Annotated in this window: 23 protein-coding genes; 3 read left to right on the forward strand and 20 right to left on the reverse strand. The window is 45.8% G+C overall.

Annotation, left to right across the window (positions count from 1 at the left end; all coding sequences use genetic code 11):
• The first annotated feature begins 89 nt into the window (after positions 1-89).
• Positions 90-785 carry a hypothetical protein gene (locus DBX26_RS17695; protein WP_118120269.1) on the forward strand — a complete coding sequence of 232 codons (696 nt, stop codon included), beginning with the start codon at positions 90-92 and terminating at the stop codon, positions 783-785.
• Positions 786-850: 65 nt separating this feature from the next.
• On the opposite strand, the gene modC is transcribed toward DBX26_RS17695, so the two are convergent.
• The 20 genes from modC to DBX26_RS17795 form a co-directional block, all read right to left on the reverse strand.
• Positions 851-1,984 carry a molybdenum ABC transporter ATP-binding protein gene (gene modC, locus DBX26_RS17700; protein ID WP_118120271.1) on the reverse strand — a complete coding sequence of 378 codons (1,134 nt, stop codon included), beginning with the start codon at positions 1,982-1,984 and terminating at the stop codon, positions 851-853.
• Between the two features lie 10 nt (positions 1,985-1,994).
• Positions 1,995-2,678 carry a molybdate ABC transporter permease subunit gene (gene modB, locus DBX26_RS17705; RefSeq protein ID WP_254063612.1) on the reverse strand — a complete coding sequence of 228 codons (684 nt, stop codon included), beginning with the start codon at positions 2,676-2,678 and terminating at the stop codon, positions 1,995-1,997.
• An 8-nt stretch (positions 2,679-2,686) separates the two neighbouring features.
• On the reverse strand, positions 2,687-3,436 hold the full coding sequence (modA, locus tag DBX26_RS17710) for a molybdate ABC transporter substrate-binding protein (protein WP_118120275.1): 750 nt from the start codon (positions 3,434-3,436) through the stop codon (positions 2,687-2,689).
• A gap of 3 nt (positions 3,437-3,439) precedes the next feature.
• Entirely contained in the window at positions 3,440-4,276 is an 837-nt protein-coding gene (locus DBX26_RS17715) for a peptidylprolyl isomerase (RefSeq protein ID WP_118120277.1), read from the reverse strand.
• A gap of 10 nt (positions 4,277-4,286) precedes the next feature.
• Complete coding sequence (locus tag DBX26_RS17720) at positions 4,287-4,739, reverse strand: nitrogen fixation protein NifZ (protein ID WP_065298780.1); 453 nt, start codon at positions 4,737-4,739, stop codon at positions 4,287-4,289.
• A gap of 4 nt (positions 4,740-4,743) precedes the next feature.
• Positions 4,744-5,037: a nitrogenase-stabilizing/protective protein NifW gene (locus DBX26_RS17725; protein ID WP_118120279.1), complete on the reverse strand. Its 294-nt coding sequence runs from the start codon at positions 5,035-5,037 to the stop codon at positions 4,744-4,746.
• A gap of 26 nt (positions 5,038-5,063) precedes the next feature.
• Positions 5,064-6,206, reverse strand: coding sequence for a homocitrate synthase (gene nifV, locus DBX26_RS17730; protein ID WP_118120281.1), 1,143 nt, complete (start codon positions 6,204-6,206; stop codon positions 5,064-5,066).
• 10 nt (positions 6,207-6,216) lie between these two features.
• Positions 6,217-7,449, reverse strand: a complete 1,233-nt coding sequence (gene nifS / locus DBX26_RS17735) for a cysteine desulfurase NifS (RefSeq protein WP_118120283.1) — start codon at positions 7,447-7,449, stop codon at positions 6,217-6,219.
• Positions 7,439-8,329, reverse strand: a complete 891-nt coding sequence (gene nifU, locus DBX26_RS17740; protein ID WP_118120285.1) for a Fe-S cluster assembly protein NifU — start codon at positions 8,327-8,329, stop codon at positions 7,439-7,441. The genes nifS and nifU overlap by 11 nt, the downstream gene beginning before the upstream one ends.
• Positions 8,330-8,583: 254 nt before the next feature.
• The gene (fdxB, locus tag DBX26_RS17745) at positions 8,584-8,874 is read right to left on the reverse strand and encodes a ferredoxin III, nif-specific (protein WP_014234010.1); all 291 of its coding nucleotides are present in this window, start codon (positions 8,872-8,874) and stop codon (positions 8,584-8,586) included.
• 22 nt (positions 8,875-8,896) lie between these two features.
• Entirely contained in the window at positions 8,897-9,376 is a 480-nt protein-coding gene (locus DBX26_RS17750) for a NifB/NifX family molybdenum-iron cluster-binding protein (RefSeq protein ID WP_014234009.1), read from the reverse strand.
• Entirely contained in the window at positions 9,373-10,743 is a 1,371-nt protein-coding gene (nifN, locus tag DBX26_RS17755; protein WP_118120287.1) for a nitrogenase iron-molybdenum cofactor biosynthesis protein NifN, read from the reverse strand. Before nifN ends, DBX26_RS17750 begins: the two co-directional genes overlap by 4 nt.
• A 1-nt stretch (position 10,744) precedes the next feature.
• A complete protein-coding gene (gene nifE / locus DBX26_RS17760) occupies positions 10,745-12,163 on the reverse strand; it encodes a nitrogenase iron-molybdenum cofactor biosynthesis protein NifE (RefSeq protein WP_118120289.1) in 1,419 nt (472 codons plus the stop codon).
• A 148-nt stretch (positions 12,164-12,311) separates the two neighbouring features.
• Complete coding sequence (locus DBX26_RS17765) at positions 12,312-12,611, reverse strand: hypothetical protein (protein WP_065303474.1); 300 nt, start codon at positions 12,609-12,611, stop codon at positions 12,312-12,314.
• Positions 12,604-13,293, reverse strand: a complete 690-nt coding sequence (locus tag DBX26_RS17770; RefSeq protein ID WP_118120291.1) for a NifB/NifX family molybdenum-iron cluster-binding protein — start codon at positions 13,291-13,293, stop codon at positions 12,604-12,606. The genes DBX26_RS17765 and DBX26_RS17770 overlap by 8 nt, the downstream gene beginning before the upstream one ends.
• Before the next feature lie 13 nt (positions 13,294-13,306).
• The gene (nifT, locus tag DBX26_RS17775; RefSeq protein ID WP_020333810.1) at positions 13,307-13,525 is read right to left on the reverse strand and encodes a putative nitrogen fixation protein NifT; all 219 of its coding nucleotides are present in this window, start codon (positions 13,523-13,525) and stop codon (positions 13,307-13,309) included.
• 125 nt (positions 13,526-13,650) lie between these two features.
• Positions 13,651-15,222: a nitrogenase molybdenum-iron protein subunit beta gene (gene nifK / locus DBX26_RS17780; protein WP_014234004.1), complete on the reverse strand. Its 1,572-nt coding sequence runs from the start codon at positions 15,220-15,222 to the stop codon at positions 13,651-13,653.
• 87 nt (positions 15,223-15,309) lie between these two features.
• On the reverse strand, positions 15,310-16,776 hold the full coding sequence (gene nifD, locus DBX26_RS17785; RefSeq protein WP_216826658.1) for a nitrogenase molybdenum-iron protein alpha chain: 1,467 nt from the start codon (positions 16,774-16,776) through the stop codon (positions 15,310-15,312).
• A gap of 55 nt (positions 16,777-16,831) precedes the next feature.
• The gene (gene nifH / locus DBX26_RS17790) at positions 16,832-17,713 is read right to left on the reverse strand and encodes a nitrogenase iron protein (RefSeq protein ID WP_020333808.1); all 882 of its coding nucleotides are present in this window, start codon (positions 17,711-17,713) and stop codon (positions 16,832-16,834) included.
• Positions 17,714-17,949: 236 nt separating this feature from the next.
• On the reverse strand, positions 17,950-20,439 hold the full coding sequence (locus DBX26_RS17795) for a molybdopterin oxidoreductase family protein (RefSeq protein WP_118120295.1): 2,490 nt from the start codon (positions 20,437-20,439) through the stop codon (positions 17,950-17,952).
• A 389-nt stretch (positions 20,440-20,828) separates the two neighbouring features.
• Between DBX26_RS17795 and cobA the strand changes: the two genes are divergently transcribed.
• The gene (gene cobA, locus DBX26_RS17800; RefSeq protein WP_065301042.1) at positions 20,829-21,638 is read left to right on the forward strand and encodes a uroporphyrinogen-III C-methyltransferase; all 810 of its coding nucleotides are present in this window, start codon (positions 20,829-20,831) and stop codon (positions 21,636-21,638) included.
• Between the two features lie 43 nt (positions 21,639-21,681).
• The gene (gene nirB / locus DBX26_RS17805; protein WP_118120299.1) at positions 21,682-24,222 is read left to right on the forward strand and encodes a nitrite reductase large subunit NirB; all 2,541 of its coding nucleotides are present in this window, start codon (positions 21,682-21,684) and stop codon (positions 24,220-24,222) included.
• Positions 24,223-24,239: the final 17 nt, after the last annotated feature.

The raw sequence follows: 24,239 nt of genomic DNA on the forward strand, positions 1-24,239 counted from the left end.
ACTTTATACAATTTCAGGCGTGTTTATTTAAGTAGCGCAATTAATTAACCGAGTTAGATTTACGGATAATAATTAAGGCAAGGTTTAGTATGAAAAAATCGCTGATAACACTCTCACTTATATCCATATTATTTGGCTGTAATAGTGACGGAGATGACAGTGCTCCAGATTTTCAACGCTCTTATACAAAAGACGGAATTTACATTAATAGTACTGATCTAGTCGTCATGTTGATAGACACGGATCTAAGCCAACATTCAGTGCTTGTTGGCGACTATTTTGATGATTCATTGTACTTCAATGACACCCACTCTATTAGTGGTAACACAATGATAAATATGGGTTTAGCTTATGTTTCTTCATATGATTATGTATATGACCCTACTTTGGAAACACAGATCTCTTTTTCTGAAGATGGAGCAACAATAAGCGGCGTAGTGGACAATGAAAATTTAGTTTACTCCTTCAATCGAACATCAGATAGTGCTCCGCTTTCTGTAATTGCAGGAACGCATACTAACTTCAATGATGGCTCAACATGGACAATTAACGATGATGGTAGCTTTGTCGTAAATGGAGTCTGCACTCTGACTGGTCAGTTAAAAAGAGTGAAAGGATACTTTTCCGCCAAAAATGTTATCGCGACAGGCTGCTACGATGATATTTTAAACAGCTCTGACTATGAAGCTCGAGTAATTACCGTTGAATATGCAGGAACCACCTATGCATTAGGCGCATTAGCAAACGACAATGCCATAATTTGGGGAAGTGTACCAATACTTTAAGAAAACCTATAGCCACCTTCGGGTGGTTAATTTATCTCTCTAGGTAAACTTGTAATCTATCGCTCTTAACAAATCGCGACAGCTTTAATGAGCGCCCAGACACGCTGATCTCGCTGTAAGTCGAGTTCATGAAGCGATTTAACCGTTACTCTGGCGAGTAAACGTTGTTGATTAGCGAGTTCCAATACAACTAAAGCTTCACCAGATTGAATCGAATTCGATTCAATCTCGATAATCTTTGCCGGTAATCGGTTGAGTACGGTGGTGGAAACAGGCTCATCCAATGCAATCCCCACATCGCTGGCCAGAATCCGACATCGCTGGCGCTCTCCAATGTTCGCCGTTTCTCCGGGGATATGAAACGTGACATTGTCACACACCACCTCCGTCATGCCATACTTTTCGCAATGGCTTTGTACTACGGTGTCAAACACGCTGCCCATCTCTTCACCAAATAGATGACTAAACTGAGCGTCAGACATTACCTGTTGAGCACCACCACTGGCGACAATGCTGCCTTGATTAAACAACACAATATGATCGGCTAACCTTGCTAGTTCCTGTACCGAGTGAGTGACATAGATGATAGGCAGATCCCACACCCTCTGAAGACGTTCAAGGTAAGGTAAGAACTCTTCTTTTCTGGCATGGTCCAGTGCCGATAAAGGCTCGTCCATCAGCAACAATTGGGGCTGTGTCAGCAAAGCACGCGCAATCGCCACTCGCTGTTTCTCTCCTCCGGAAAGTTGCGACGGGTAGCGGTGCAACAACGTATTGATGCCTAATAACGGCAAAATGCTGTCACGTTTAAACAGCGTTGGTTGTGTCTTTACCCGCTTCTCGGCATAAGCGAGGTTTTGATCAACGTTTAAATGCGGAAATAGACTTGGCTCCTGAAAAACGTAACCGATTCGGCGTTCAAAGGTAGGAAGAAAAACTTTTCCATCCCAGCTTTGCCACTGTTCGCTGTTGACTCGTACTTCGCCTTGTTCAACTCGGACAAGCCCCGCAATTGCTCTCAAACAGGTGGTCTTCCCACAACCTGAATGCCCAAAAAGCACGGTCACACCTCGACTGGGCAGATCTAACTCTGCCTTGAGCTGAAAGTCTTCATAGTTGATGTTCAGCTTCGCGCTTATTGAAGCTTCATTTTCAGTACTTATTACGTCTTCATTTTCTATAACTGTCGCGTTGAGCATACGACTCCTCCTACTCCATTCTGGCTTTATGCAGATTGTTGAGCCAATGAATCAACAACAACGCCAGAAAAGAAAAACCGACTAATCCGGCTGATAAAATATGAGCATTTAGGTAGTCGAGTGCTTCGACATGATTGTAAATTTCGACCGACATAACCCGAGTCTGTCCCGGTATATTTCCTCCAATCATAAGCACCACGCCGAACTCGCCTAGTGTGTGGCAAAACCCCATGACAGCAGAAGATAAAACACCCGGCCATGCTAAAGGCAGAGTGACCGTCACAAACGTGTCGAATGGCGACGCTCGTAATGTTGCCGCCACTTCCATTGATCTTTTACCAATGGCGGCGAACGCGTTCTTAAGCGGTTGGAGGACGAACGGTAGCGAGTGTATGGTGCAAGCTACCGCGATACCCGTGAAAGTGAACGGCAGTTGTTGCCAGCCCAACTGATATAAAATTTGTCCCACACTGCCCTGCGGTCCAAGTAGTACGAGCAGGTAAAAACCGAGAACGGTCGGCGGCAGAACCAAAGGTAGCAGCAGAACAGACTCTATCACCGGCTTAAAACGCGATTTACCATGACATAACCACCAAGCTGTAGGTATGCCAATCACCAACAGTGCGCACGTTACGACGAAAGCCAACTTCAGTGTTGTAACAATCACTAAACCATCCAATGGCGTATTCCTCACTCTTTCTTTTAGTCGGTCAAATAGCCATAACTGCGAATGATCGCTTTAGCGCGGTCGCTTTTCAGGTAAGCAATAAATTGCGTCGCACTGGCTTTACCGTTCCCCAACTTCAGCGTCACTGCATCTTGCTTAATTGACTGGTAATCACTCGAAGGCACTTGCCAAACGCTCCCAGACTGAAATTCTCCTTGCTGATAAACCTGTGATTTCGCCAGCAGTCCGATTTGTGCATTACCCGTAAAAACAAATTGATAGGTCGCGTTCAACCCTTTACCGATAACCAGTTTGTTCTGCACACCTTGCCACTGTTGATGTTTCTCAAGCATCTGCTGTGCTGCCAACCCATAGGGGGCAAGCTTTGGGTCAGCGATCGCAAGGTATTGAAAATTTGCCGAAAATAACTCTGATTTAACGTCAAAATTCTCAACAGGCGACCATGCCACCAAAACGCCTTGTGCGTACGTAAACTGATCTTCGGCCAGTTGTTTTTCCACCAGCAGTTGAGGTCGGCGTTGATCGGCTGAAAAAAACAAATCAAATGGTGCACCGTTAACAATTTGCGCATAAAGCTGGCCCGTTGAACCAGTGCTAATTTCTACATCCTCGCTATGCAGTTGCGTGTAATCACTCGCAAGCGCTTTCATTGGACGAAAGAAGTTATTTGCAACAGCAAGTGTCAGAGATTGGCTGTAGCTGTTGCTCGAGAACAGCAACGCAGCAGCCAAGCAACAACTGAGGTTAGATCTATTTATTGCCATAAACTATCCCTCTTCAGCTAACAACTGCGACACCCACTGCTTCTGTATGTACGCTTTCGCTCTTTGTTGATGTTTTTGTTTGAGATAGGAATAGGCTTGCTCAAATGGTACTTGACCACTGGGTTTTACTGAGTGGACACGAATCAAATGAAAACCAATTTCCGTCTCAATAACTGAGCTAATCTCCATAAGATCAATCAGTGGTAACTGCTGTGCGATTTGCGGAAAAAGTTTGGCCTCTTCACACCATCCCAGATAGCCATCATTGACTGCACTCGGGCATTCAGAATATTTCAGTGCGACTTGAGAAAAATCTCTCTCCTTTAACTCTTGCTTTGCTGTCTGAATACGAGCAAATGCAGGTTTACGGTGGTTTTCCTCAATAGCGGTATTTACGGTGACCAGTATTTGACTGAGCTCCCACAGGCTTGGGCGTACAAACTTTTCCTGGTTGGCTTGATAATGTTTGAAAGCCGCTTGTTCACTAAGCTCGGGCGCATCACTACTGACTTTTTCTAACACTTTATTGCAGCGAAGTTCATCCTTTAACGCCAGCCTGAGATCACTTTCTGACAACTGTTGCCCGTTAAGCGCACGATAAAATTCCTCTAAGCTTGGATACCCTTCCATTACGTCATTTATCGCCTGTTCAAGCTCATCGTCATGAACGTAAGTTTGAATACCCAGACTTGAACTTAGTACTGCCGACTGAATTCGAAAAAGCTGCTCAACCTGCGTGTTTACATCTTGCTTTTGCTGCTCACTCAGCCACTGAGGATTTAATTGATATCTTTCTGTCGCCACTTTCGCAGTCAGATAGTGACGTTTATATGCTTCCATGCTGTTACTCCTATGCCTCTATTGGGCTTAATCGCGTGGCATCTAAGGTAATCGTGTGCTCTCCAAACTTAACTTCGTAGTTAACGGTTCCATCATCTAAATTTCGATAAGCTCGGTGCACTTCTATTACGTCTCCTTTGGACGCAAGTGGCTCGCCAAACATGACTAAACTGCAAGTCAACTTTGCTTTATCTAAAGACCGAAACAGGCAAGGAACCCAAGGCAATGTGGCGTCAATAACTTCACTGTCTCTCACGCCAACCACTTTGTTTTCTGCTGCGATAAAAATTTGATAAATGAGCTGTGTCTGCAAAAAATAACCGTAACTACGAACGATACCGACGCTTCCGGCTTCAACGAGCAAGTCTCCTTTGTCTCTGTCCTGAAAACTGCCATCATTGCGAATATTTCTCACTACTCGTACTTCGTCACCCGATTCAAAACGGGGTATTTCTGCCTGCATAAGGTTACTCCGCTTGGTCGCAATCTGACTGACATGTCGCACAAGTGCTTTGATTTACCGTAGGAAGCCTTCCGCGCGTAATTTGTCCATAGGCTATCGATAATGCACTTCGGTAATCATCGTAGTTGTCTGTCACTTTCCTTGCGTCTAAGAGCTGACGACAAAGCCTTAACAGCGGAATGTGCTTGCTCTGTACAATCTGGCTATCGTATTCAATGGCGAAGTATTCTAAAAACTCCTCTACGCCCTCCAGCTGTTCGAGATCTTCAATAAGCCGATGCTGTTCTCTGGTATCCATACCATTCTCTCCCGAAAGTTTTGAGATTAAGCCGTGTGTAAAATCATTGAGGTGAAACTACGCAACTGCTGAGGATCCGGGACACATTTGTAAGTTTCAGCCCAATTGACGAGTTGTGCTTTTATCAATTCACACTGTGCTGTAGTCAGCGTGATCCCCATCGCTGTATAGATTGACTCAATGGCCTGCATACCTGAGTGCTTACCCAGAACCATTTGATGGTCTCGTCCTACCAGACTTGGCTCAACACCCTGATAGTTCTTAATATCCTTGAGTAAGCCATCAACGTGGATGCCCGATTCATGCGTAAAAGCACAGTCCCCAACAATGGCCTTTTGCGGCATCAGTGGACGGCCAGAGGCGACTTGAACATAACGACACAAACCTTCAAGCTTTAGCAAATCCACACCAGTTTCTGCGTAATTAAGCACCTTTAGCGCAACCGCTATCTCTTCCAGCGCGGCATTACCTGCGCGCTCGCCCAAACCATTCACTGTCGTGTTAATAGAGTTTGCCCCTGCACGTATTGCCGCTAAAGAGTTCGCGGTCGCCATTCCCAAATCGTTATGTGCATGCATCTCAATCTGAAGACCCGTTTGAGCTCGTAATTCAGATATGGTCTGGTATGTAGAAAACGGGTCGAGAATACCGAGTGTGTCAGCGAAGCGAACCCGGCTCGTACCAAAAGATTCCGCCACTTCGAGTACCCGGCATAACACATCATGATCGGCGCGGGATGCGTCCTCCATTCCCACACAGACTTGCATACCGTTATCTATAGCTTGTTGAATGACGGATTCGCAAGCTCTTATCACCTGCTCCAGTGTCTTATTCAGCTTATGTTTGATTTGCTGGTGCGATACAGGTACCGAAAGATCAAGCCAATCCAGTCCAAGATCAACCGCACAATCCACATCTTCCGCTAACATCCGACACCACCCCATCGTCTTGGAATGTGTGAGACTATGGGTGATAGCCTTAATACCCTCACGCTCACGCTCACCCATCGCCGGGATACCGACTTCAAGCTCACTGACACCTGCAGACTCGAGCAATAGAGCGATGTTTACCTTTTCGTCGATGGTAAAGCCCACACCGGGGCTCTGTTCACCATCACGTAATGTTGTGTCATTGATAATGACATTTAACGGCTGCGCTTGCTTATCCATCGCGACACTCCTAGCCATAGACTGGAATAAATTCCGTCTCACTACCCTGTTGTGTTTCTGAGTTCCAATACGGCGACATTTCACGCAATCGTGCGACGATCGGCGGCAAATGTTCGAGCACATGATCGATATCTTCATCGGTCGTAAATCGAGACAGAGAAAATCGCAATGTACCGTGGGCCGCAGTAAACGGTATCTGCATCGCTTTCATCACATGAGACGGCTCTAGTGATCCTGAGGTACAAGCGGACCCCGACGATGCGGCAATACCAACCTGATTCATCATCAACAAAAGCGCCTCACCTTCGACATACTCCACAGCGATGTTGGTGGTATTCGGAACTCGACGTTTCGGAAAGCCCGTCACAAAGCAATTGGGAATTCGCGCAAGTAGCCCTTGTTCAAGCCGATCGCGAAGCATTTGAATTCGATGCGTTTCTGTTTCAAGTGCTACACATGCCAGTTCAGCAGCCTTACCCATTGCGATGACAGATGCTGCGTTTTCCGTGCCAGCACGTCTTCCACGCTCTTGGTGTCCACCACGTAATAACGGACGGAACTTAGTGCCGCGTTTTACATATAAAGCCCCAATCCCTTTTGGCGCATGAAACTTGTGCCCCGAAATAGACAACATATCAATCGGGCAAGTTTGTACATTTACCGGGCATTTCCCTACCATTTGGACCGCGTCTACATGAACAGTCACACCAAATGGTTTCGCCAGTTGAGCGACTTGCTCAATAGGAAATATCGTGCCGGTTTCATTGTTGGCCCACATGATAGAAAGTATCGCAACATTGCGACTTAAAGCCGCTTTGAGGGCAGTCATGTCGAGGCGACCTTTTTTATCCACACCTATCCAGTGAACGGTGTAGCCTTTACGCTCCAACATCTGACAAAGTTGCAACGTCGCCGGATGCTCAACTTGTGTGGTAATGATCTCTTTCTTATCTGGGTAGGCTTCAACCGCAGATAGAATGGCCGTAGACGTTGCTTCGGTCGCACAAGAAGTGAAAATGACTTCGCTTGCGTGTTCCGCACCAATTAACTGCTGAACTTGTTCGCGTGCTGTCTCCATCGCATGACCGACGGCGGCTCCAAGACGATGAATCGAAGAAGGATTGCCATAAAAAGTATCTAGATACGGTAACATCACTTCGAGCGCTTTAGGGTCAATACGGGTTGTCGCATTGTTATCAAGGTAAACCAGCTTATCACTGCTTAATTTGGCGTTATACGTCATAAGAGCCTTCCTTTTTAATCGTGTTCGATGCGTTTTGTTGAACTGGGAATACCGTATAAGCGTCACCCAAGGCTTGAGTGATTTTTTGTTCCAAGTTCGCCATCGTCAGGCCAGATAAGCCACATCCAACACATGCGCCGCTCATTTCAACAAAAATGATATTGTCTTCAATATCGACCAGACTAATGTCACCGCCATCGGATTGCACCGAAGGACGAACTTGTTCAATGATGGACTCAACAATGGCGACGATCTCAGTTTCCGGCTCATCGTGTTTTTTGGATACATCAGTAATCAAACCTTGTTCTGCCATTTCTTTAAGGCAATCTTCTAATACCCACTCAATTTTTTCATGGCAAGAGGTGCATGCTCCGCCCGCCTTGGTGTAGTTGATCACTTCTTCAAGCGTGGTGAGTTTATTGGCTGCAACCACGCGTTTTATCATCAAGTCATCAATAGCAAAGCATTTGCAGATTAACTCCCCTTCTTCATGGTCATCTTCTAACGTTTCACCACGATAGTTAGCGACTGCCGCATGTAATGCTTCCATCCCCATTACAGAACAATGCATTTTTTCTGGCGGTAGACCATCAAGATATTCCGCGATGTCGTTATTTGTAATGCTCATGGCCTCATCAAGTGATTTACCGATGATCATCTCTGTCAGTGCTGATGACGACGCAATCGCGCTTCCACATCCGAAGGTTTGAAAACCAGCGTCTAAGATCACTTCAGTGTCAGGTTCAACTTTAAGCGTTAAACTCAATGCGTCCCCGCAACTGATTGAACCAACATCCCCACGTGCATTAGCGTCACTAACTAATTTTGCGTTTTTTGGATGAAAGAAGTGTTCCTTCACCTTTTCCGAGTAATCCCACATAGCCACTCCTTGGTTGAATATCTTTCGGTTCTTTCGATATTGTTACCGTTGCAATAACCCGACCAAGATCACAAAAAGTCACAACCATATGATTTTTAAGAAGTAAAAAATGCTCTTGATGTGACATTGGAATAAGAACGACAAAATTGTCATACCGTTTGTAGGGTTTATAACAAAACAAATTGTCAGCTAAGAAACATTAAGGGGATAAAAAGGACTGACTAAAAAAGGATGAGAACTCATCCTTTTGTTATTTATGCAGAGGGTGCGGTGAACGTCTGACAGTTTTTAGGACAAACTTTGGCGCAGGACATACATCCGATACAGTCCATTTGGTCTTTCAGAGTCATCACCATCATGATTTCGTCTTCATCATAATAGTCATCATCATCATCCGTGGCCTCCTTCTCAATTAAGTCGAAGACATTTCTGGAGCACACTTTAAAGCAGCGGCCACACCCTATACATTTTTGTTCATCAATCGCCTCGATAAATTGAGGTGCCCACGGTTCACCACCCCGGGTATAACTGAGTTGCGTCGTCATATTAACCATCCTTGTTTTACAATTACCATTCTTCATCCATTAGCTGAGTGAGCCTCTTTTCGGTGCCTGAGGTGTCGGGCTGCTTATTTTTCTTTAGCGCTCTGGAAAGCCATCCTGTGTGAGCGCTGTCTAACTCAGACAGGACTTCATTCAATAAAAAGTGAATGTCGCATTTCTCATTTACTTTGACTGGCTGGATATCACACTCCAACAATTGTCGTATCGCCGAAGCACCGCACGCGTTACAGAATATTGCTGCGCACCCCGATAAATCTTCGATACGACTGGGTAACTTATCGTGTGCAGGGCCGCTAGTTCGGTACTCAATGGCTTCCATCAGGTGCCACTCGGTGTGGTAGATACCGTAAATCAATACACCTTTCGCAGAACCAAAGTGTTGGTCAACCGTTTGTCTATCTGACGTAGTAAAAGCAATTTTAACGCGCAGTTTTTCCTGAGTTGGCTCCGGTGGAAGATATAGCCTTCTTTTTGTCGACTTCATAACCCCTCCGTTGTTGGTAACACGTCATTTGCACCAAAACGATAGTAGCTTACGTGGGGTGTTACCTCGTCTTTGTGGTTGCGAAGCAACAAGTTGGCAAGTGCGAACAGTCGTTGACGAGCACCTTCATAGCCTGTTTGTTTGAGCTCCATATTTCCGAACTGGTCAAAACATGGATAGCCGACCCGCATAACAGGGACAACCGGCTCACATACGTTGGCACAATGGCTGTTACCAATCACTAAGGTTAACTCCGGGTTGGACAGATCGATGCACGATAAGTCACCAACAATTACTTCTTGTGCTTCCATGTCTTGCAAACCCGGAACATCTAACGTCGTGACGACCTGACTAACGGTACCACCTGCCATGGTGATTAGGTCAACGTAACCACTCGCCAAGTCGGGTTCAAGTGCGATGGTGTATTGCTCGCCACTGAGCAAAAAATGAACATCGAGTAATGCATCCTGCAGTCGTTGGCGCTCACGTGTTATCCAGCCGGGCACAGCGCGACCACTTATCTCCGATAACGTCATGATAAATTGGTCGATTACGTCCAGGTTCATTGCCATCCCAAATTGGTGATAGCGAATACCGAACCTCACTTTAAGCCACCTTGCTACCTCATCGAGAGATTCGCCGAATACCAACGTGATCGCGCTGTCAGCCATCAACTCAACTTCAAGGACCGAGGTACCTCCAGTACTGGTCGCGCTAAAATCCTCTCGACCTAAATGACCGTCTAACGAAAGCGATAAGTCGGGCACAATGACAGAGTCCAATTCGAATGCTTCCACGTAGCGTTTAATCGTTTCAATATCCGCAGAAGTCATTCCTATAGAACAAAGGATATTCACTTGTTTGCGCTGTTTGTCTCGACCTGTCGGCCCTTTAACCAATTGCTTCACCACACTACGAACCGTATGCGCGTATCCAGTTTGCATGGAACCGACAAAATCCGGCGTCAGAACAGGAACAATTCTCGTATCCGAATATTGCGGGTGCTTGAGAGTGAATTCGGTAATGCTGTGATACAGGTCAGCCCCCTGCATTTCAGTTAAACCCGTGCTCATAAGTACGATCAATTCTGGCGCGTGTTTTTCACATAATACTTGTAGTGCTTCACTTACATTACCCTCTCCGCCCATAACTGCAGAAACCTGGTCAATTGCCGTGTTCTGCAATGGAATAGGCTCCCTCAAGTGTTGGATAAGGTAAACTTTAGTGAACGCACTACAACCTTGAGAGCCGTGCATCAAAGGTATGGAGCCAGCAAAACCAAGGGTCGCCAACGTAGCTCCCGTTGCCGGGCTCGTTTTTAATGGCTGGGTAACCAGTGGTGAATTTTGTTTGATTGGAGTAACCATATCAGGCTCCTTTTTCAATGATGGCAGAAGTGAATGTTGCGTCTTCGACGATCCAGGGAGCCTGACTTTGAACGGTTTGCCAGATGGGCGCTTCTATTGTTCTACATAGCTCTTTTGCTAACGTAAGCATGCCCTCGTAACCAGCATAGGCATGTTCCCGCTCTTGGTTAATATCTAAAAAAGGCAGCTTCGCTTTTAATGCGGTGTACATATTTCGGCCACCAGCAATCATGACATCAGCGTGATGTTGACGATAAGTATCGAGCAACAACCTGGCGCCACCTTCATCCAGCATGAGCGCGTCTTTGCCCATTATCTCCAGAATTTTATTTTTATCGGATTGTGTGGATTTACGGGTACCGGTAGCGACACACTCAATACCAAGCTCTTGCAAAGCGCTCACTACTGACCAGGACTTAACGCCTCCGGTATAAAGCAGCGCTCGCTTACCACGCAACTTTTCTGCGTAAGGTACCAAAGCCGAGCGAATGCGACTTTCTTCTTCTGCAATCAACGCTTCTACTTCTTCGCTCAGTTTGGGGTCACCAAGTAAACGGGCAAATTCTCGTAGTGAATTCGATGTATCTTCGATACCGTAAAAGCTTCCTTCAAACCAAGGTATACCCCATTTTTCTTCTAGTTTTCGTGCAACATTCACTTGTGCTCGAGCACAAACGACCATGGCAGCGTCTGCACGATGCATAGTTTGTATTTGGTGGAACTGAGTATCACCCGCCATACAGCACAACACTCTTAACCCTAAACGCTCAAATAATGGCGATACATGCCAAAACTCTCCGGCAATGTTGTATTCACCAATAAGAACGATATCGTGTACTAGCCGAGTTGAGTCGTGAAGCATTTTTGGTTTCGCTGGAGGCTCAGCGCTGCCCACGACGCGTTCAACCATCACATTACCGGCGATTCGGTTACCCAGGTTTTTATTACCATAAAAGCCAGCCGCATCGACAGGAATCACAGGGATGTTCCAACGCTCTGTGGCAAGAGAACAGATGGCTTCAATGTCATTCCCTTCGAGGGCAGGTACGCAGGTCATATAAACAAAAACCGCAGGTGGTTGATGTTGTTTAATCAGCTGTTTTATCGCGTGTAGCAGACGTTTCTCCGCTCGCCCCATGATAACGTCCTGCTCATTGAGGTCCGTGGTGAATCCATATCGAAACAGATTACTGCCCAGAGCTCGAGTCCCGCGGTTGTTCCAGCTGTTTCCCGCACAGCCAATCGGACCATGCACAATGTGCCCCACATCCGCTATAGGTAATAAACTTATCTGAGCGCCATCAAAACAACAGCCACCAGCCGTTGCTCCGGGCTTTGGTCGGCTACAACCACTTTTTTCTCCGCTGTTGTGCTCACAGGCGGGTTCATCTTGCAGTAACTTGATCTCCGATCGCTTCATGCGTCTCTCCTTGAGTTGCAACAGTTAAAGTTGAGATACCAAACACTTTGTTAGCTGCAAGCGCCATTCCACTCATAACTTATTGATTAATAAAGACACCAACAAAGATAAAAGCTGACATTGTCGTAAAGCCGACAAAAACGCGCCGCTATTCGTGAAGAGCGACAACCAAACCGGAGCTCGCTTCCGGGTAATGTGTCAGCGTCAAACATCCCGACGCTTGTTGTGCGTACAAATAAAGATCGTAATGGCCGTAACTCTGATAGGGTTCACGACATCCCATTTCATCTTCGCTACATAACGTAATTCTCACGTTAGGGTAACGTTCAGTGAGCCGCGTTTGCTCATTTACGCCTTGCGCAATCAGCCTATCTATTTCCATACCCAGTTGTTCCAGCAGATTAGCCGTGAGCGGGAATGGCTCGTGGAAAGCGTTTACGTTATTCATAAGCGGGTTCCCCGTGATGCTGAGGAACATAAGTACCAAGCAGTTTCTGAATCCAGGGAGGTGGCGTATTTGCCAGCATAACCTGCAACTCTTCCATCACGGTTTTTGCCTCAACAGCTTGCGGGCGTTTAATTGGGTGGACGTTAGCTCTGGTCACGCGTGCCGCTGCAGGGCCGCCAATCGACAAAGTAAACAGTATCTGGCATCCTTTAATCAGCTCTACTAAATGCAGAGCACGCTCCTCGCCTTGCCACTCTCGGTTCACTTCACTGACTTGAATAAGCTGAAATTCTGTCTCGTTTACTTCGTAAATAAGAATACGAAGGCACGATCCGTAATGCCCGTTTACCATTTCACCCTGATTAGAGGTTAATGCGACAGTCAGTTTGGGACCGTCCAAAGACACAGAAGGCGTCACCCGAGGTGGTTCAACGTCACCAATTTCTGTACTCGTCAGTATCGTATAAGCGTGACTGATGTCTTTACGCGTTTGTTCTCCATCCAGAGATAGAATTAAAAGACGGAACGCTTTGGGAGAAATTCGCATCAGTTCTGTTTCAGTTAATGGCGCACTCATATGCTGCACCAGTAACCCTAATAAACCACTAACGTCAATGTTAGGAAGTGATTTCGCCGCTAGCGCGATACGCAGTGCAACCGAAGGGGTAATTTCTTCGTTCATAACCTGTCCTCCTCTAAGCAGCCTGAAGTCGCTTAGCTCTTACGGTGATCGGTAACTTTGGCTTGTTCATGGGTTCGATGTAATACACCGCGCCACTCGATAGATGAACCTCTCCACCCCATTTATTGTCTTCGTCAAATTCAAAGTGAGTGATGTTTTCTTCAAGGTCTTTCTTAGCGAGGTAAAGGCTAAGTTCTCCAACCTCATTGTATTGAATCATTACGTTGGCCATGCTCTTCTCCTTTATTCAATGAGAAAGGGCTGATACTAAGGCGTGCTAACCTGTTGTGGTTTAATGCTGTCCACATGGAGCCCCTAGTACCAGCCCTCTGTATCCAATCCTTTATGGCTTATGATTTAGCGAACCAAATCAAAACCAAGGTCGGTTTTACCAAGCGTCATGGTGTCACGGTCAAGTTTGGCTAGTACTTCATTAACCAGTGTCGTCAGGATGTACATCGCACCTTCATACCCAAGAGTTGTGCTGCGATGGAGGTGATGACGGTCGAAGATTGGGAATCCAATGCGAACCAAAGGAACTTGGAACTCTTCACCTTTCGCTTTGGTATCGCGCTCAATGAACTTACCGTAAGAGTTGCCAATTAGCAGATCCGGTTTATCGGTAAACATCAGTGAACGCAGATGCCAAAGATCTTTGCCCACTAGAATTTCTGCTCCCTGACCGTAAGGGCTGTCTGCCAACATAGACTCCAGTGCTTTGCGCCAGCGTTTATTACCGTTGTGACACAGTACATGTTTGATTTCACAGCCAAGTTCCATCAAGAACTTACACATACCAGACAAGTAATCCGGATCACCATAAAGCGACACTTTGACACCATGTAACCAGGTATGAGAGTCGGTCATCATGTCTACCAAACGGCCTCGCTCTGTACTCAATGACTCAGGGATCGGTTGTCCAGTGAGCTCAGAAACTTTCATTAAGAAATTGTCCGTCCACTCTAACCCCATTGGAATATCAAGCGCAGGCACATCTTGTTTCCAGGTCGTTTCGACAAATTTTTTCGTTTTTGGTAACTGTGTTGGAGTGAGAAGCAGCGTGGCTTTTGCGTTAGGGGCGCGCTTAACTTCATCGACTTTGGTACCACCCGCGTACATGCGATATTCACCATCTGCCGGGGTGTCTAATACCTCTGACGGATCAGAAAGCATCTGATAATCGACACCCATCTCACCCAACATACGGTGAATAACGCGGTAATTACCTAAATAGGTTTCAAAGCCAGGGACAATATTGAGAGCGTTGGTTGAACCTGGTGTATAGGTTTCGCCGCTGTTCACAGTAAAGTAACGTAATACCCCCTCCAACATCCCGTCCCAACCATTGGTGTGGCTGCCGACGAAACTTGGTGTATGAGCAAATGGTGTCGGCACAGAAGCAGGTAAGTAACCGCCCTCTTTCGCATTACCAATAAAGGCATTTAAGTCATCACCAATAACCTCGGCCATACATGTGGTCGATACCGCAATCATCTCTGGTTTATACAGGGCATAAGCATTTTGCAGACCATAAAACATATTGTTTTGGCCACCAAATACGGCTGCATCTTCCGTCATCGAGTCAGACACACAGGCAACAGGTTCTTTAAAATGTCGGTTAAAATACGTTCTAAAATACGCCACGCAACCTTGTGAACCGTGGACATAAGGCAACGTTTTTTCAAAGCCGAGTGCACACAATACAGAACCAAGGGGCTGACACGCTTTCGCTGGGTCGATGGTAATGTGTTTACGATTAAAGTTGAGCTCTTGGTATTCCTTCGTCGTGGTCCATTCAAACACTTCTTTCACTTTGTTTGCTTCAACAGCTTCCTCAAAGTGACTGCGTTTATTCGCGAGTAACTCTTGGTATTCTGGCTCTTGAAACAGTGAATAACCCGCTTTGATCTCTTCAATATTCTGAGTCATAGTTTCTCTCCTACCGTGCCACTAATCTGTGAACGCCGGTTCGGTTAATACAATTGGAAATCCCTTCCCACATTAGCGTTAAGTGCTTTAAGCTGTTTTCGCTAACTCAACAGCATCTTGGCTTTTCCAAGGAGCGGTTAGGTTGCTCCAACAAGGGTTATTGATTGTCATATCCATATCGCGAGCAAAGATCGCGAAACCATCCACGCCGTGGTAAGGACCTGAGTAGTCCCAGCTGTGCATCTGACGGAATGGGAAGCCCATTTTCTGGAATATATACTTCTCTTTGATACCCGAGCCGATGAGATCAGGTTTCAGACGTTTCACATACTCTTCAAGCTCATAAGAACTCGCGTCATCGAACAATAAAGTGGCGTCTTTCATTTCCGGCGTAGTTTTGACGTAGTCATCGTTGTGCGCAAACTCATAACCTGCACCGACGATTTCCATACCCAAATCTTCATAGGCTCCGATAATATGACGAGGTCGCAGACCACCGACGTAAAGCATCACTTGTTTGCCTTCAAGACGAGGGCGATACTTCTCAATTACTGCGTTCCATTGTTCTCGGTAACGGGCGATAACTTCTTCGGTTTGTTGCTGGATTTTTTCATCAAACAACGCTGCAATCTTGCGCATGGATTCTTCAATCTTGGTCGGGCCAAATAAGTTGTACTCAATCCAAGGAATGCCGTGTTTTTCTTCCATGTAACGAACGATATAGTTCATAGAACGGTAACAGTGCACTAAGTTGAGCTTTACTTTTGGCGTATTTTCTAGCTCTGGTAACGTACCGTCGCCAGACCACTGAGCAACAACTCTAAGCCCCATGTCTTCCAGAATGATGCGAGATGACCAGGCGTCCCCACCGATGTTGTAGTCACCAATAATCGCGACGTCGTAGTCGGTCGATTCAAACTCTTTATCAGCCGAACCGTCGAGAACATAATCACGCAACGTATCATTCGCGATATGGTGACCAAGTGACTGGGAAACACCTCGGAAACCTTCACAGCGAACCGGAACGATTGTCTTGCCTATCTCTTGCGATTTCGTTTTAGCTACCGCTTCGATATCGTCACCAATAAGACCAACAGGGCATTCAGATTGAATACTGATGCCTTTAACCAGCGGGAAAAGTGTCTCGATTTCATTAATCGCGGAAGCCAATTTTTTATCGCCGCCAAAGACAATATCGCGCTCTTGAAAGTCTGTGGTGAAGTTTAACGTGCCAAAACTATCAACACCTGTCGTACCCGAGTAATAGTTTCGGCGACCTGCTCGTGAATATTGACCACAACCAACAGGACCATGCGAGATATGAATCATATCTTTGATCGGTCCCCAAACCACACCTTTGGAGCCAGCATACGCACAACCACGTACTGTCATAACACCAGGTAAGGTCTTACGGTTTGAAGTAATGCATTTGCTGCTGTCTGCTGAGCTGTCGTTAACCGCGACATGCTTTTTACGGTCAGCTCTGGCGACTTCCGGATACACCTCCAGCACTTCATCGATAAGCGCCTGAGTTTGCTCTTTATTCATCGTCATAATTTGTCCTTATCCATTAGGATTCAATGTAACGCTCTAGAGTCTTAACGCTTAATTAAGCAGCCTCTTCCTCATCAGCTGTCTTACCGATGATCGATTCATCTTCGACTTCCATGATGCCGAATTCCATAAGCAGATCTTCAAGCTCATCCATGGTGCATGGCTCAGGGATAACGAATTTTTGGTTCTCGATAACTTTCTTAGCAAGAGTGCGGTATTCGTCCGCTTGGTTACATTTAGGATCGTATTCGATAACGGTCATACGACGAATCTCTGCACGTTGTACGATGTTGTCACGAGGAACGAAGTGAATCATTTGAGTACCGATCTTAGCTGCCAGAGCCATGATTAACTCATCTTCACGGTCAGTGTTACGAGAGTTACAGATTAAGCCCGCAAGACGAACATTACCTGACGTTGCATATTTACAAATACCTTTAGAAATGTTGTTCGCGGCGTACATCGCCATCATTTCGCCTGAAACAACGATGTAGATTTCTTCCGCTTTGTTTTCACGAATTGGCATCGCAAAACCACCACATACAACGTCACCCAGTACGTCGTAGAATACGAAGTCCAAGTCGTCCTCGTAGGCTCCTTCTTCTTCCAAAAAGTTGATGGCCGTGATAACACCGCGACCCGCACAGCCAACACCTGGCTCTGGACCGCCTGACTCAACACAACGAACATCGCCGTAACCGATTTTAAGTACATCTTCTAGTTCGATGTCTTCAACCGTTCCCGCTTCAGCCGCCATCTCCATGATGGTATTCTGTGCTTTGGAGTGTAGAATCAATCGGGTTGAGTCGGCTTTAGGGTCACAGCCAATGATCATGACTTTCTTCCCTGCTTCAGCAAGCGCCGCTACTAAGTTTTGAGTTGTAGTGGATTTACCGATACCACCTTTACCGTAAATTGCACATTGACGAATTGCCATGGTCTATCTCCTTTTTAATTTAGACTCATGACCGTTGTTGCGAAATGTATACCAACCATCAAAAATACAATATTTCAATAACTTACGTATAACTTTCTGTATGTGAGAAAAAACAAACAACTGACATTGTTTGTTTTAGTACAAGATTTGTTTGTCGTGATTGAATGACTGAACAGGTTGGAAAAAGAAAAGGGTAACAGAAGACAACTGTTACCCTTGGTGTTCCTATGGGTGCGCTAATTCCCCAATAAAGCATGCAGAGAAGAACCCTCGTCAGCGCTGCTGTTGAACAACGCACTCAACGCCTGAACTTCCTGATCGCTTGGCTCATCTTTGGTCAGTTTATATAACGAGGTAACTTTGTTTTCGACGACTGCCGCCATTCCTTTTATGGATGAATCATCGCGGCAAATTAGCTTGTCAGCAGATGACAAATTCGGTACTAGTCGTTCAATTTTCATCTGTAGCTCATTAATCTCCATTGGTGAACGAATACGATATAAATAGCCGCCATCAACTTTTTGTCTGGCGACGTACCCAACGTTACTCATCAAAATCGCGTCTTTGACCAATACGGTAGCACTGGTCTGATAGTCATAAGGCTTTATATCTACAGGGGTGTATTTAAACTCAGGTTGACCAGACAAAGTATCCGTTCGCGAATCAACCAGAGCGCAAGGCTTACTTAACGGGCCTGTAATTTCATTCCAGTGAATAGGAACAAACAGTTCGCCTGGCTTCATAGTGTCACTGGTAACAACCTTAACAACACACTCTCCGTTGTTATTGAACACAACCACCATTTCGTGATTATAAAGACCATACTGCATCGCTGTTTGGGGATGGATCAAAACGTAAGGTTCACTTGCATGCTCAGCTAAACGACTCGATAACCCTGTACGAGTCATGGTGTGCCATTGATCCCGACTCCGACCCGTATTCAAAACTAACGGGTACACTTTCGTTGTTGATGCTTGCGGCGGTGTATGTTTTACCGCGATAAAGTTAGCACGATGATCCTCGGTAAAAAATCGTTGATCGGCAAACATTCTCTGATTCACCACTTGGTGTTGTTGCTGCTCTACTGGCCACTGCTGAGGAGTGAGCGAGTTGTATTCGGAATCAGTAATCTCAACAAGGCCAGCTAAATTGAGGTCTCGCTGTTTAGCCTTTTTACTTCCGTGGTCTGCGTTACCTAAGGTCGTAAGTTGAGCATACTCGCGGAAGATTTCTCCCTCATGTAAGTAATCAAACGCTTCTTTAAAGCCAATTCGTTGTGCGACTTGAGAGATAATCCACCAGTCCGGTTTAGCCATTCCTGGACTGGCTAACAGTCGGCGTTGTCGCGAGATTCGACGTTCGGAGTTGGTCACAGTGCCCGATTTTTCACTCCAACCTTGCGCAGGTAGCAGGATATCAGCGTAAGGCGTCGTCGCCGTGTTCTCAACGCAATCCGAAACCACCACCAAAGGACAGTTTTCCAACGCTTGTTTAATCTTATCACTGTCAGGAAGGCTAACGATCGGGTTTGTCGCCATGATCCATACCGCTTTGATTTCGCCACGGTGAATGGCATCAAACATATCAATGGCTTTGAGGCCTGGTTTTTTCGCTAATGTGTCGGTTTGCCAAAAAGCTTCAACACGATCAATATCATCAGGATGAAATTCCATGTGCGCGGTCAGCGTATTCGCCAGAGCGCCAACCTCGCGACCTCCCATCGCATTGGGTTGTCCGGTAACAGAAAAAGGGCCAGCGCCTTCTTTACCAATCTTTCCCGTCGCTAAGTGGCAATTTATGATGCTGTTTACTTTGTCGGATCCCTGAGAGGATTGGTTCACCCCTTGCGAGTAAATCGTGATGACTTTTTCTGTTTGAGAAAAGCATTCATAGAATTCCTGAAGCGAAGCCAAATCAATGCCCGTCACCTCGCTTACCTCGGAGCCGTTTAGTGCAGACTGGTATGCCTCACTAAAACCGTTTGTCGCTGCGCTAATAAAAGCGTGATCAACTAGATTATGCTCACCAAGGTGTACCAATAAGCCATTAAACAGCGCGACGTCTGAGCCAGGATTAATCGCTAGATGTAGGTCTGCAATCTCGCAGGATTCATTACGGCGTGGGTCGATGACTATCACTTTTAGATTGGAGTTGGTCTGTTTAGCGGCTCTCAACCGTTGAAATAGTACCGGATGACACCAGGCCAGGTTAGAGCCAACCAAGATAACCAAGTCAGTTTTCTCAAGATCCTCATAGCAAACGGGAACGGTATCCATTCCGAAAGCACGCTTGTGTCCGACAACCGTAGACGCCATGCACAAGCGAGAATTACTGTCGATATTCGCGGTACCAAGAAAACCTTTTATGAGTTTATTCGCGACGTAATAGTCTTCTGTTAACAGTTGTCCAGAAACATAGAACGCCACAGAATCCGGACCAAATTGTTCTATCGTATCCGAGAAACCTTTTGCTACGCGGGAAAGAGCCTCGTCCCACTCTGTATCACACCAATCACCCGCTTTTGTTTTCAGTTTGGGAGCCAGTAAGCGGCCGTCATGAATGACGGTGTCGCCCAAAGCAATGCCTTTAGTACATAATTTTCCGTAATTCGAGGGGTGCTCCTTATCGCCACGGACTTCTAGCAGTCCATTAGATATAGGTCTGGCTTCAATACCGCACCCGACGCCACAATAAGCACACGTTGATTTAATCCATCCTTCGCTCATACCCACTAGTCTCCAAATTTCCTTTTAGGAACCTAGGAGCAAAATCCATTCCAAATACCATTAATTTATGTTTTTCAATTTTTTATTGTTTTATTTCATAACCTTAATTTATCATCTAACCCTAAAGTGGTAGAGGGTAATTCCCCTTTAAACTACCACCTTTTGTGTATATTTACCTATTTTGATGCAACCTTGACCATTTACCACCTTCGTCTACCACTTTTGGTAATCACCTCTCTTTACTCTACGCCGACACCTAATATAAACCAAAAACGAATAACCTATTGTATTTTAATTACTTTTATTTAATTTCAACAAAAATAAATCATACTGGCATTCATATTGCTTTGTGGCTAACAACTAGCAAAATCACATTCGAGGCAATGATGATGAATACAGAACATTCAGTTATTGGAAATGTATCCTTAGTAGGCGCTGGGCCAGGTGATCCAGACTTACTTACCGTTAAGGCGATTAAGGCGATTGAGCATGCGGATGTCATCGTGTACGACAACCTAGTCAGTGAGGATATACGTGCTCTGTTCCCTTCCCATTGCAAGCTTGTTTATGTCGGAAAAGCAAAAGGCTGCCATAGCTATAAACAAGAAGAAATCAACCAGTTAATCGCTAATTTTGCGCTCGATGCAAATAACGTATGCCGTGTAAAAGGCGGAGACTCGTTCGTGTTTGGGCGTGGCGGAGAAGAAATGCTATTTCTCACCAAACTGGGAATTAATGTCAACGTAGTTCCGGGCATTACCGCCGCATCAGGGTGTTCAACTTACTCCAACATCCCCCTAACCCACCGAGGCTTAGCGCAGGGTTGTACATTCATCACCGCTCACGCGGATAAGAAACTTGAAATTAACTGGTCTGCGCTAGCCCAACTCAACCAAACGTTAGTTATTTATATGGGCCTGACCAAAGCGCCACTCATACAGCAGCAACTAACCAGATCAGGTATGAACGCAGACAAACCAGTCGCGATTATTGAAAACGGCTGTACGCCACAACAAAGAACGATCATAGGCGAGTTATCCGAGCTATCCGAATTGATAACGCGTCATTCAATAAAGTCTCCGGCCTTAATTGTAATAGGTGACGTTGTCACCGTATCAAGCCAAATGCATTGGTTACAACAACTTAATAACAAGAATATGGAAGTTCTTTCCGAATCAAGTTTACGTAGAAGCGCCTAATTACACGGCCATGAAAAGTCAGAATCACTAAGGGAATGAGATTATGAGTAAGCAAAAAATCATTGTGGTCGGTAACGGAATGGTTGGCCATAAATTTATAGACACGTTGATCCAGTCTGAACAGAACAACATTGAAGTCGTGACATTTTCTGAAGAGCCACGTCTGGCTTATGACCGTGTTCAATTGACCTCATATTTTACAGGCAAAACAGTCGATGATCTGTCGTTAACCAGCGAAGGTTACTACCAGTCAAACGGCATTAAATACCTGCTGAATGAGAAAGTGAGTCAAGTAAATCCAGACGACAAACAGATTGTCACTTCTTCAGGCCGTGTAGAAAATTATGACAAATTGGTGCTTGCGACAGGCTCGTACCCGTTTGTGCCACCAATTCCTGGTAACGAAAAAGAGTTCTGCCATGTCTACAGAACCATCGAAGATCTAGACGAAATCGAACGCTCAAGTAAAGAAAGCAAAGTTGGTGTGGTGATTGGTGGTGGTCTTCTGGGTCTGGAAGCAGCGAATGCAATCAAAAACCTGGGGCTAGAAACGCATGTTGTTGAGTTTGCCCCACGTCTAATGGCTGTTCAGCTTGACCAGGATGGTGGTGATTTACTTCGCCGTAAAATTGAAGCACTGGGTGTTACCGTTCATACAGAAAAAGCGACTAGAGAAATTATCGATGGTAACGAATGCCGTTACAGAATGAATTTTTCCGACGGCACTCATATTGATACCGACATGATCGTCTTTTCGGCAGGTATTCGCCCACAAGACGAGTTAGCTCGTAATAGCTCCATAGAGATCGGTGAGCGTGGCGGCATTGTGATTAACAACCACTGTCAGACAAACTACGACGATATCTATGCGATTGGTGAATGTGCATTGTGGGAGCAACGTATTTTTGGCCTGGTAGCGCCAGGCTACCAAATGGCGAAGGTTGCAGCTCAACATATCCTTAGCACTGATGAAGCAGCCCAATTTACGGGCGCAGATATGAGCACCAAATTGAAATTAATGGGTGTTGATGTCGCGAGTATTGGTGATGTCCATGGCCAGACTGCAGGTGCTTTGTCATACACATACAAAGATGAAATTGAACAAGTTTACAAACGCCTGATCGTCTCTGAAGATAAAAAGAAAATTGTTGGCGCCGTCTTAGTCGGTGATGCGACTGCCTACGGAAATCTGTTACAGATTCGCCAGAACGATCTTCCATTACCAGAGAACCCATCCGTGTTAATTCTGCCTAACGTGGCTGAAGATGAATCTGCTGGTCTGGGTATTGACGCTCTGCCTGACAGTGCTGTTATCTGTTCATGTTTCGATGTGACCAAAGGCTCGATTAAACAAGCTGTAGCTGCTGGCTGCACAACGATGGCGGCGCTAAAAGAGACGACTAACGCGTCAACATGTTGTGGCGGTTGTAGTGCACTGGCAAAACAAGTACTCGACAGCGAATTAGAAAAGCTAGGCGTGGAAGTGAACAACCATGTTTGTGAGCATTTTGCTTATTCACGTCAGGAACTCAGTGATCTTATTCGTGTAAACAAAATCAAAACGTTCGATGAGCTGTTAGAGCAATACGGTCAGGGGCTTGGCTGCGAAGTCTGTAAACCTACCGCAGGTTCTATCTTAGCTTCCTACTGGAACGACTATATCTTGCACGATGATCATATTGAGCTTCAGGATACCAACGATATTTATCTTGGTAACATGCAAAAAGATGGTACCTACTCTGTCGTCCCAAGAGTCGCAGGTGGTGAAATTACCCCTGAGAAACTCATCGTAATTGGCGAAGTCGCTCGTGATTTCGACCTTTATACCAAAGTCACTGGTGGCCAGCGAATCGACCTGTTTGGTGCACAGCTCAATGACTTACCTTTAATCTGGAAACGACTCGTTGATGCGGGCTTTGAGACTGGCCACGCCTACGGTAAATCCGTTCGTACCGTAAAATCATGCGTAGGCAGCACTTGGTGTCGCTACGGCGTTGGCAATAGTGTCGGTTTCGCTATCGATTTGGAAAATCGTTACAAAGGCCTTCGCTCACCTCACAAGCTCAAATTTGCTGTATCTGGCTGTACCCGTGAATGTGCTGAAGCCCAGTCAAAAGATATCGGTGTGATAGCGACAGACAAAGGATGGAACCTCTATGTCTGTGGTAACGGCGGTATGCGCCCTCGCCATGCCGATTTACTGGCCACAGACCTGGACGACGAAACGTTAATTAAGTATGTCGATCGCGTTCTGATGTTCTACATCCGCACCGCAGACAGACTGCAGCGTACTTCCGTCTGGCTTGAGAACCTCGAAGGCGGCATTGACTATCTCAAAGAAGTGGTGATTGACGACAAACTTGGGTTAGCAGATGAGCTGGAAAAATCGATGCAAGACAGCCTGGCAAATTACCAGTGCGAATGGAAGACCACCCTGGAATCTCCAGAGAAACTGCGTCGATTCAGCCACTTTATTAACAGTCCTGATCGTGATGAATCACTTCAGTTCGTTACCATCAGAGAACAGAAATTTCCGAAAAACACAGCAGACGAGCTTGCTATCGAAGTGGTCGAAGTTAGCTGATACCAATCTGGATATTT

The organism is Vibrio sp. dhg (assembly GCF_003443775.1).
In the GTDB taxonomy this organism is placed as follows: Bacteria; Pseudomonadota; Gammaproteobacteria; order Enterobacterales; family Vibrionaceae; genus Vibrio; species Vibrio natriegens.

What these genes read in the sequence shown, in the direction of transcription:
- DBX26_RS17750 (WP_014234009.1), bottom strand. Translation starts at nt 9,376, where the DNA reads ATGAAGTCGACAAAAAGAAGGCTATATCTTCCACCGGAGCCAACTCAG.
- DBX26_RS17695 (WP_118120269.1), top strand. Translation starts at nt 90, where the DNA reads ATGAAAAAATCGCTGATAACACTCTCACTTATATCCATATTATTTGGC.
- DBX26_RS17715 (WP_118120277.1), bottom strand. Translation starts at nt 4,276, where the DNA reads ATGGAAGCATATAAACGTCACTATCTGACTGCGAAAGTGGCGACAGAA.
- nifK (WP_014234004.1), bottom strand. Translation starts at nt 15,222, where the DNA reads ATGACTCAGAATATTGAAGAGATCAAAGCGGGTTATTCACTGTTTCAA.
- nifS (WP_118120283.1), bottom strand. Translation starts at nt 7,449, where the DNA reads ATGACGTATAACGCCAAATTAAGCAGTGATAAGCTGGTTTACCTTGAT.
- nifU (WP_118120285.1), bottom strand. Translation starts at nt 8,329, where the DNA reads ATGTGGGATTACTCGGAAAAGGTGAAGGAACACTTCTTTCATCCAAAA.
- DBX26_RS17765 (WP_065303474.1), bottom strand. Translation starts at nt 12,611, where the DNA reads ATGAATAACGTAAACGCTTTCCACGAGCCATTCCCGCTCACGGCTAAT.
- cobA (WP_065301042.1), top strand. Translation starts at nt 20,829, where the DNA reads ATGAATACAGAACATTCAGTTATTGGAAATGTATCCTTAGTAGGCGCT.
- DBX26_RS17725 (WP_118120279.1), bottom strand. Translation starts at nt 5,037, where the DNA reads ATGGATACCAGAGAACAGCATCGGCTTATTGAAGATCTCGAACAGCTG.
- nifD (WP_216826658.1), bottom strand. Translation starts at nt 16,776, where the DNA reads ATGACGATGAATAAAGAGCAAACTCAGGCGCTTATCGATGAAGTGCTG.
- fdxB (WP_014234010.1), bottom strand. Translation starts at nt 8,874, where the DNA reads ATGACGACGCAACTCAGTTATACCCGGGGTGGTGAACCGTGGGCACCT.
- nirB (WP_118120299.1), top strand. Translation starts at nt 21,682, where the DNA reads ATGAGTAAGCAAAAAATCATTGTGGTCGGTAACGGAATGGTTGGCCAT.
- modC (WP_118120271.1), bottom strand. Translation starts at nt 1,984, where the DNA reads ATGCTCAACGCGACAGTTATAGAAAATGAAGACGTAATAAGTACTGAA.
- nifV (WP_118120281.1), bottom strand. Translation starts at nt 6,206, where the DNA reads ATGGATAAGCAAGCGCAGCCGTTAAATGTCATTATCAATGACACAACA.
- DBX26_RS17795 (WP_118120295.1), bottom strand. Translation starts at nt 20,439, where the DNA reads ATGAGCGAAGGATGGATTAAATCAACGTGTGCTTATTGTGGCGTCGGG.
- modA (WP_118120275.1), bottom strand. Translation starts at nt 3,436, where the DNA reads ATGGCAATAAATAGATCTAACCTCAGTTGTTGCTTGGCTGCTGCGTTG.
- DBX26_RS17770 (WP_118120291.1), bottom strand. Translation starts at nt 13,293, where the DNA reads ATGAACGAAGAAATTACCCCTTCGGTTGCACTGCGTATCGCGCTAGCG.
- DBX26_RS17720 (WP_065298780.1), bottom strand. Translation starts at nt 4,739, where the DNA reads ATGCAGGCAGAAATACCCCGTTTTGAATCGGGTGACGAAGTACGAGTA.
- nifE (WP_118120289.1), bottom strand. Translation starts at nt 12,163, where the DNA reads ATGAAGCGATCGGAGATCAAGTTACTGCAAGATGAACCCGCCTGTGAG.
- nifT (WP_020333810.1), bottom strand. Translation starts at nt 13,525, where the DNA reads ATGGCCAACGTAATGATTCAATACAATGAGGTTGGAGAACTTAGCCTT.
- nifH (WP_020333808.1), bottom strand. Translation starts at nt 17,713, where the DNA reads ATGGCAATTCGTCAATGTGCAATTTACGGTAAAGGTGGTATCGGTAAA.
- nifN (WP_118120287.1), bottom strand. Translation starts at nt 10,743, where the DNA reads ATGGTTACTCCAATCAAACAAAATTCACCACTGGTTACCCAGCCATTA.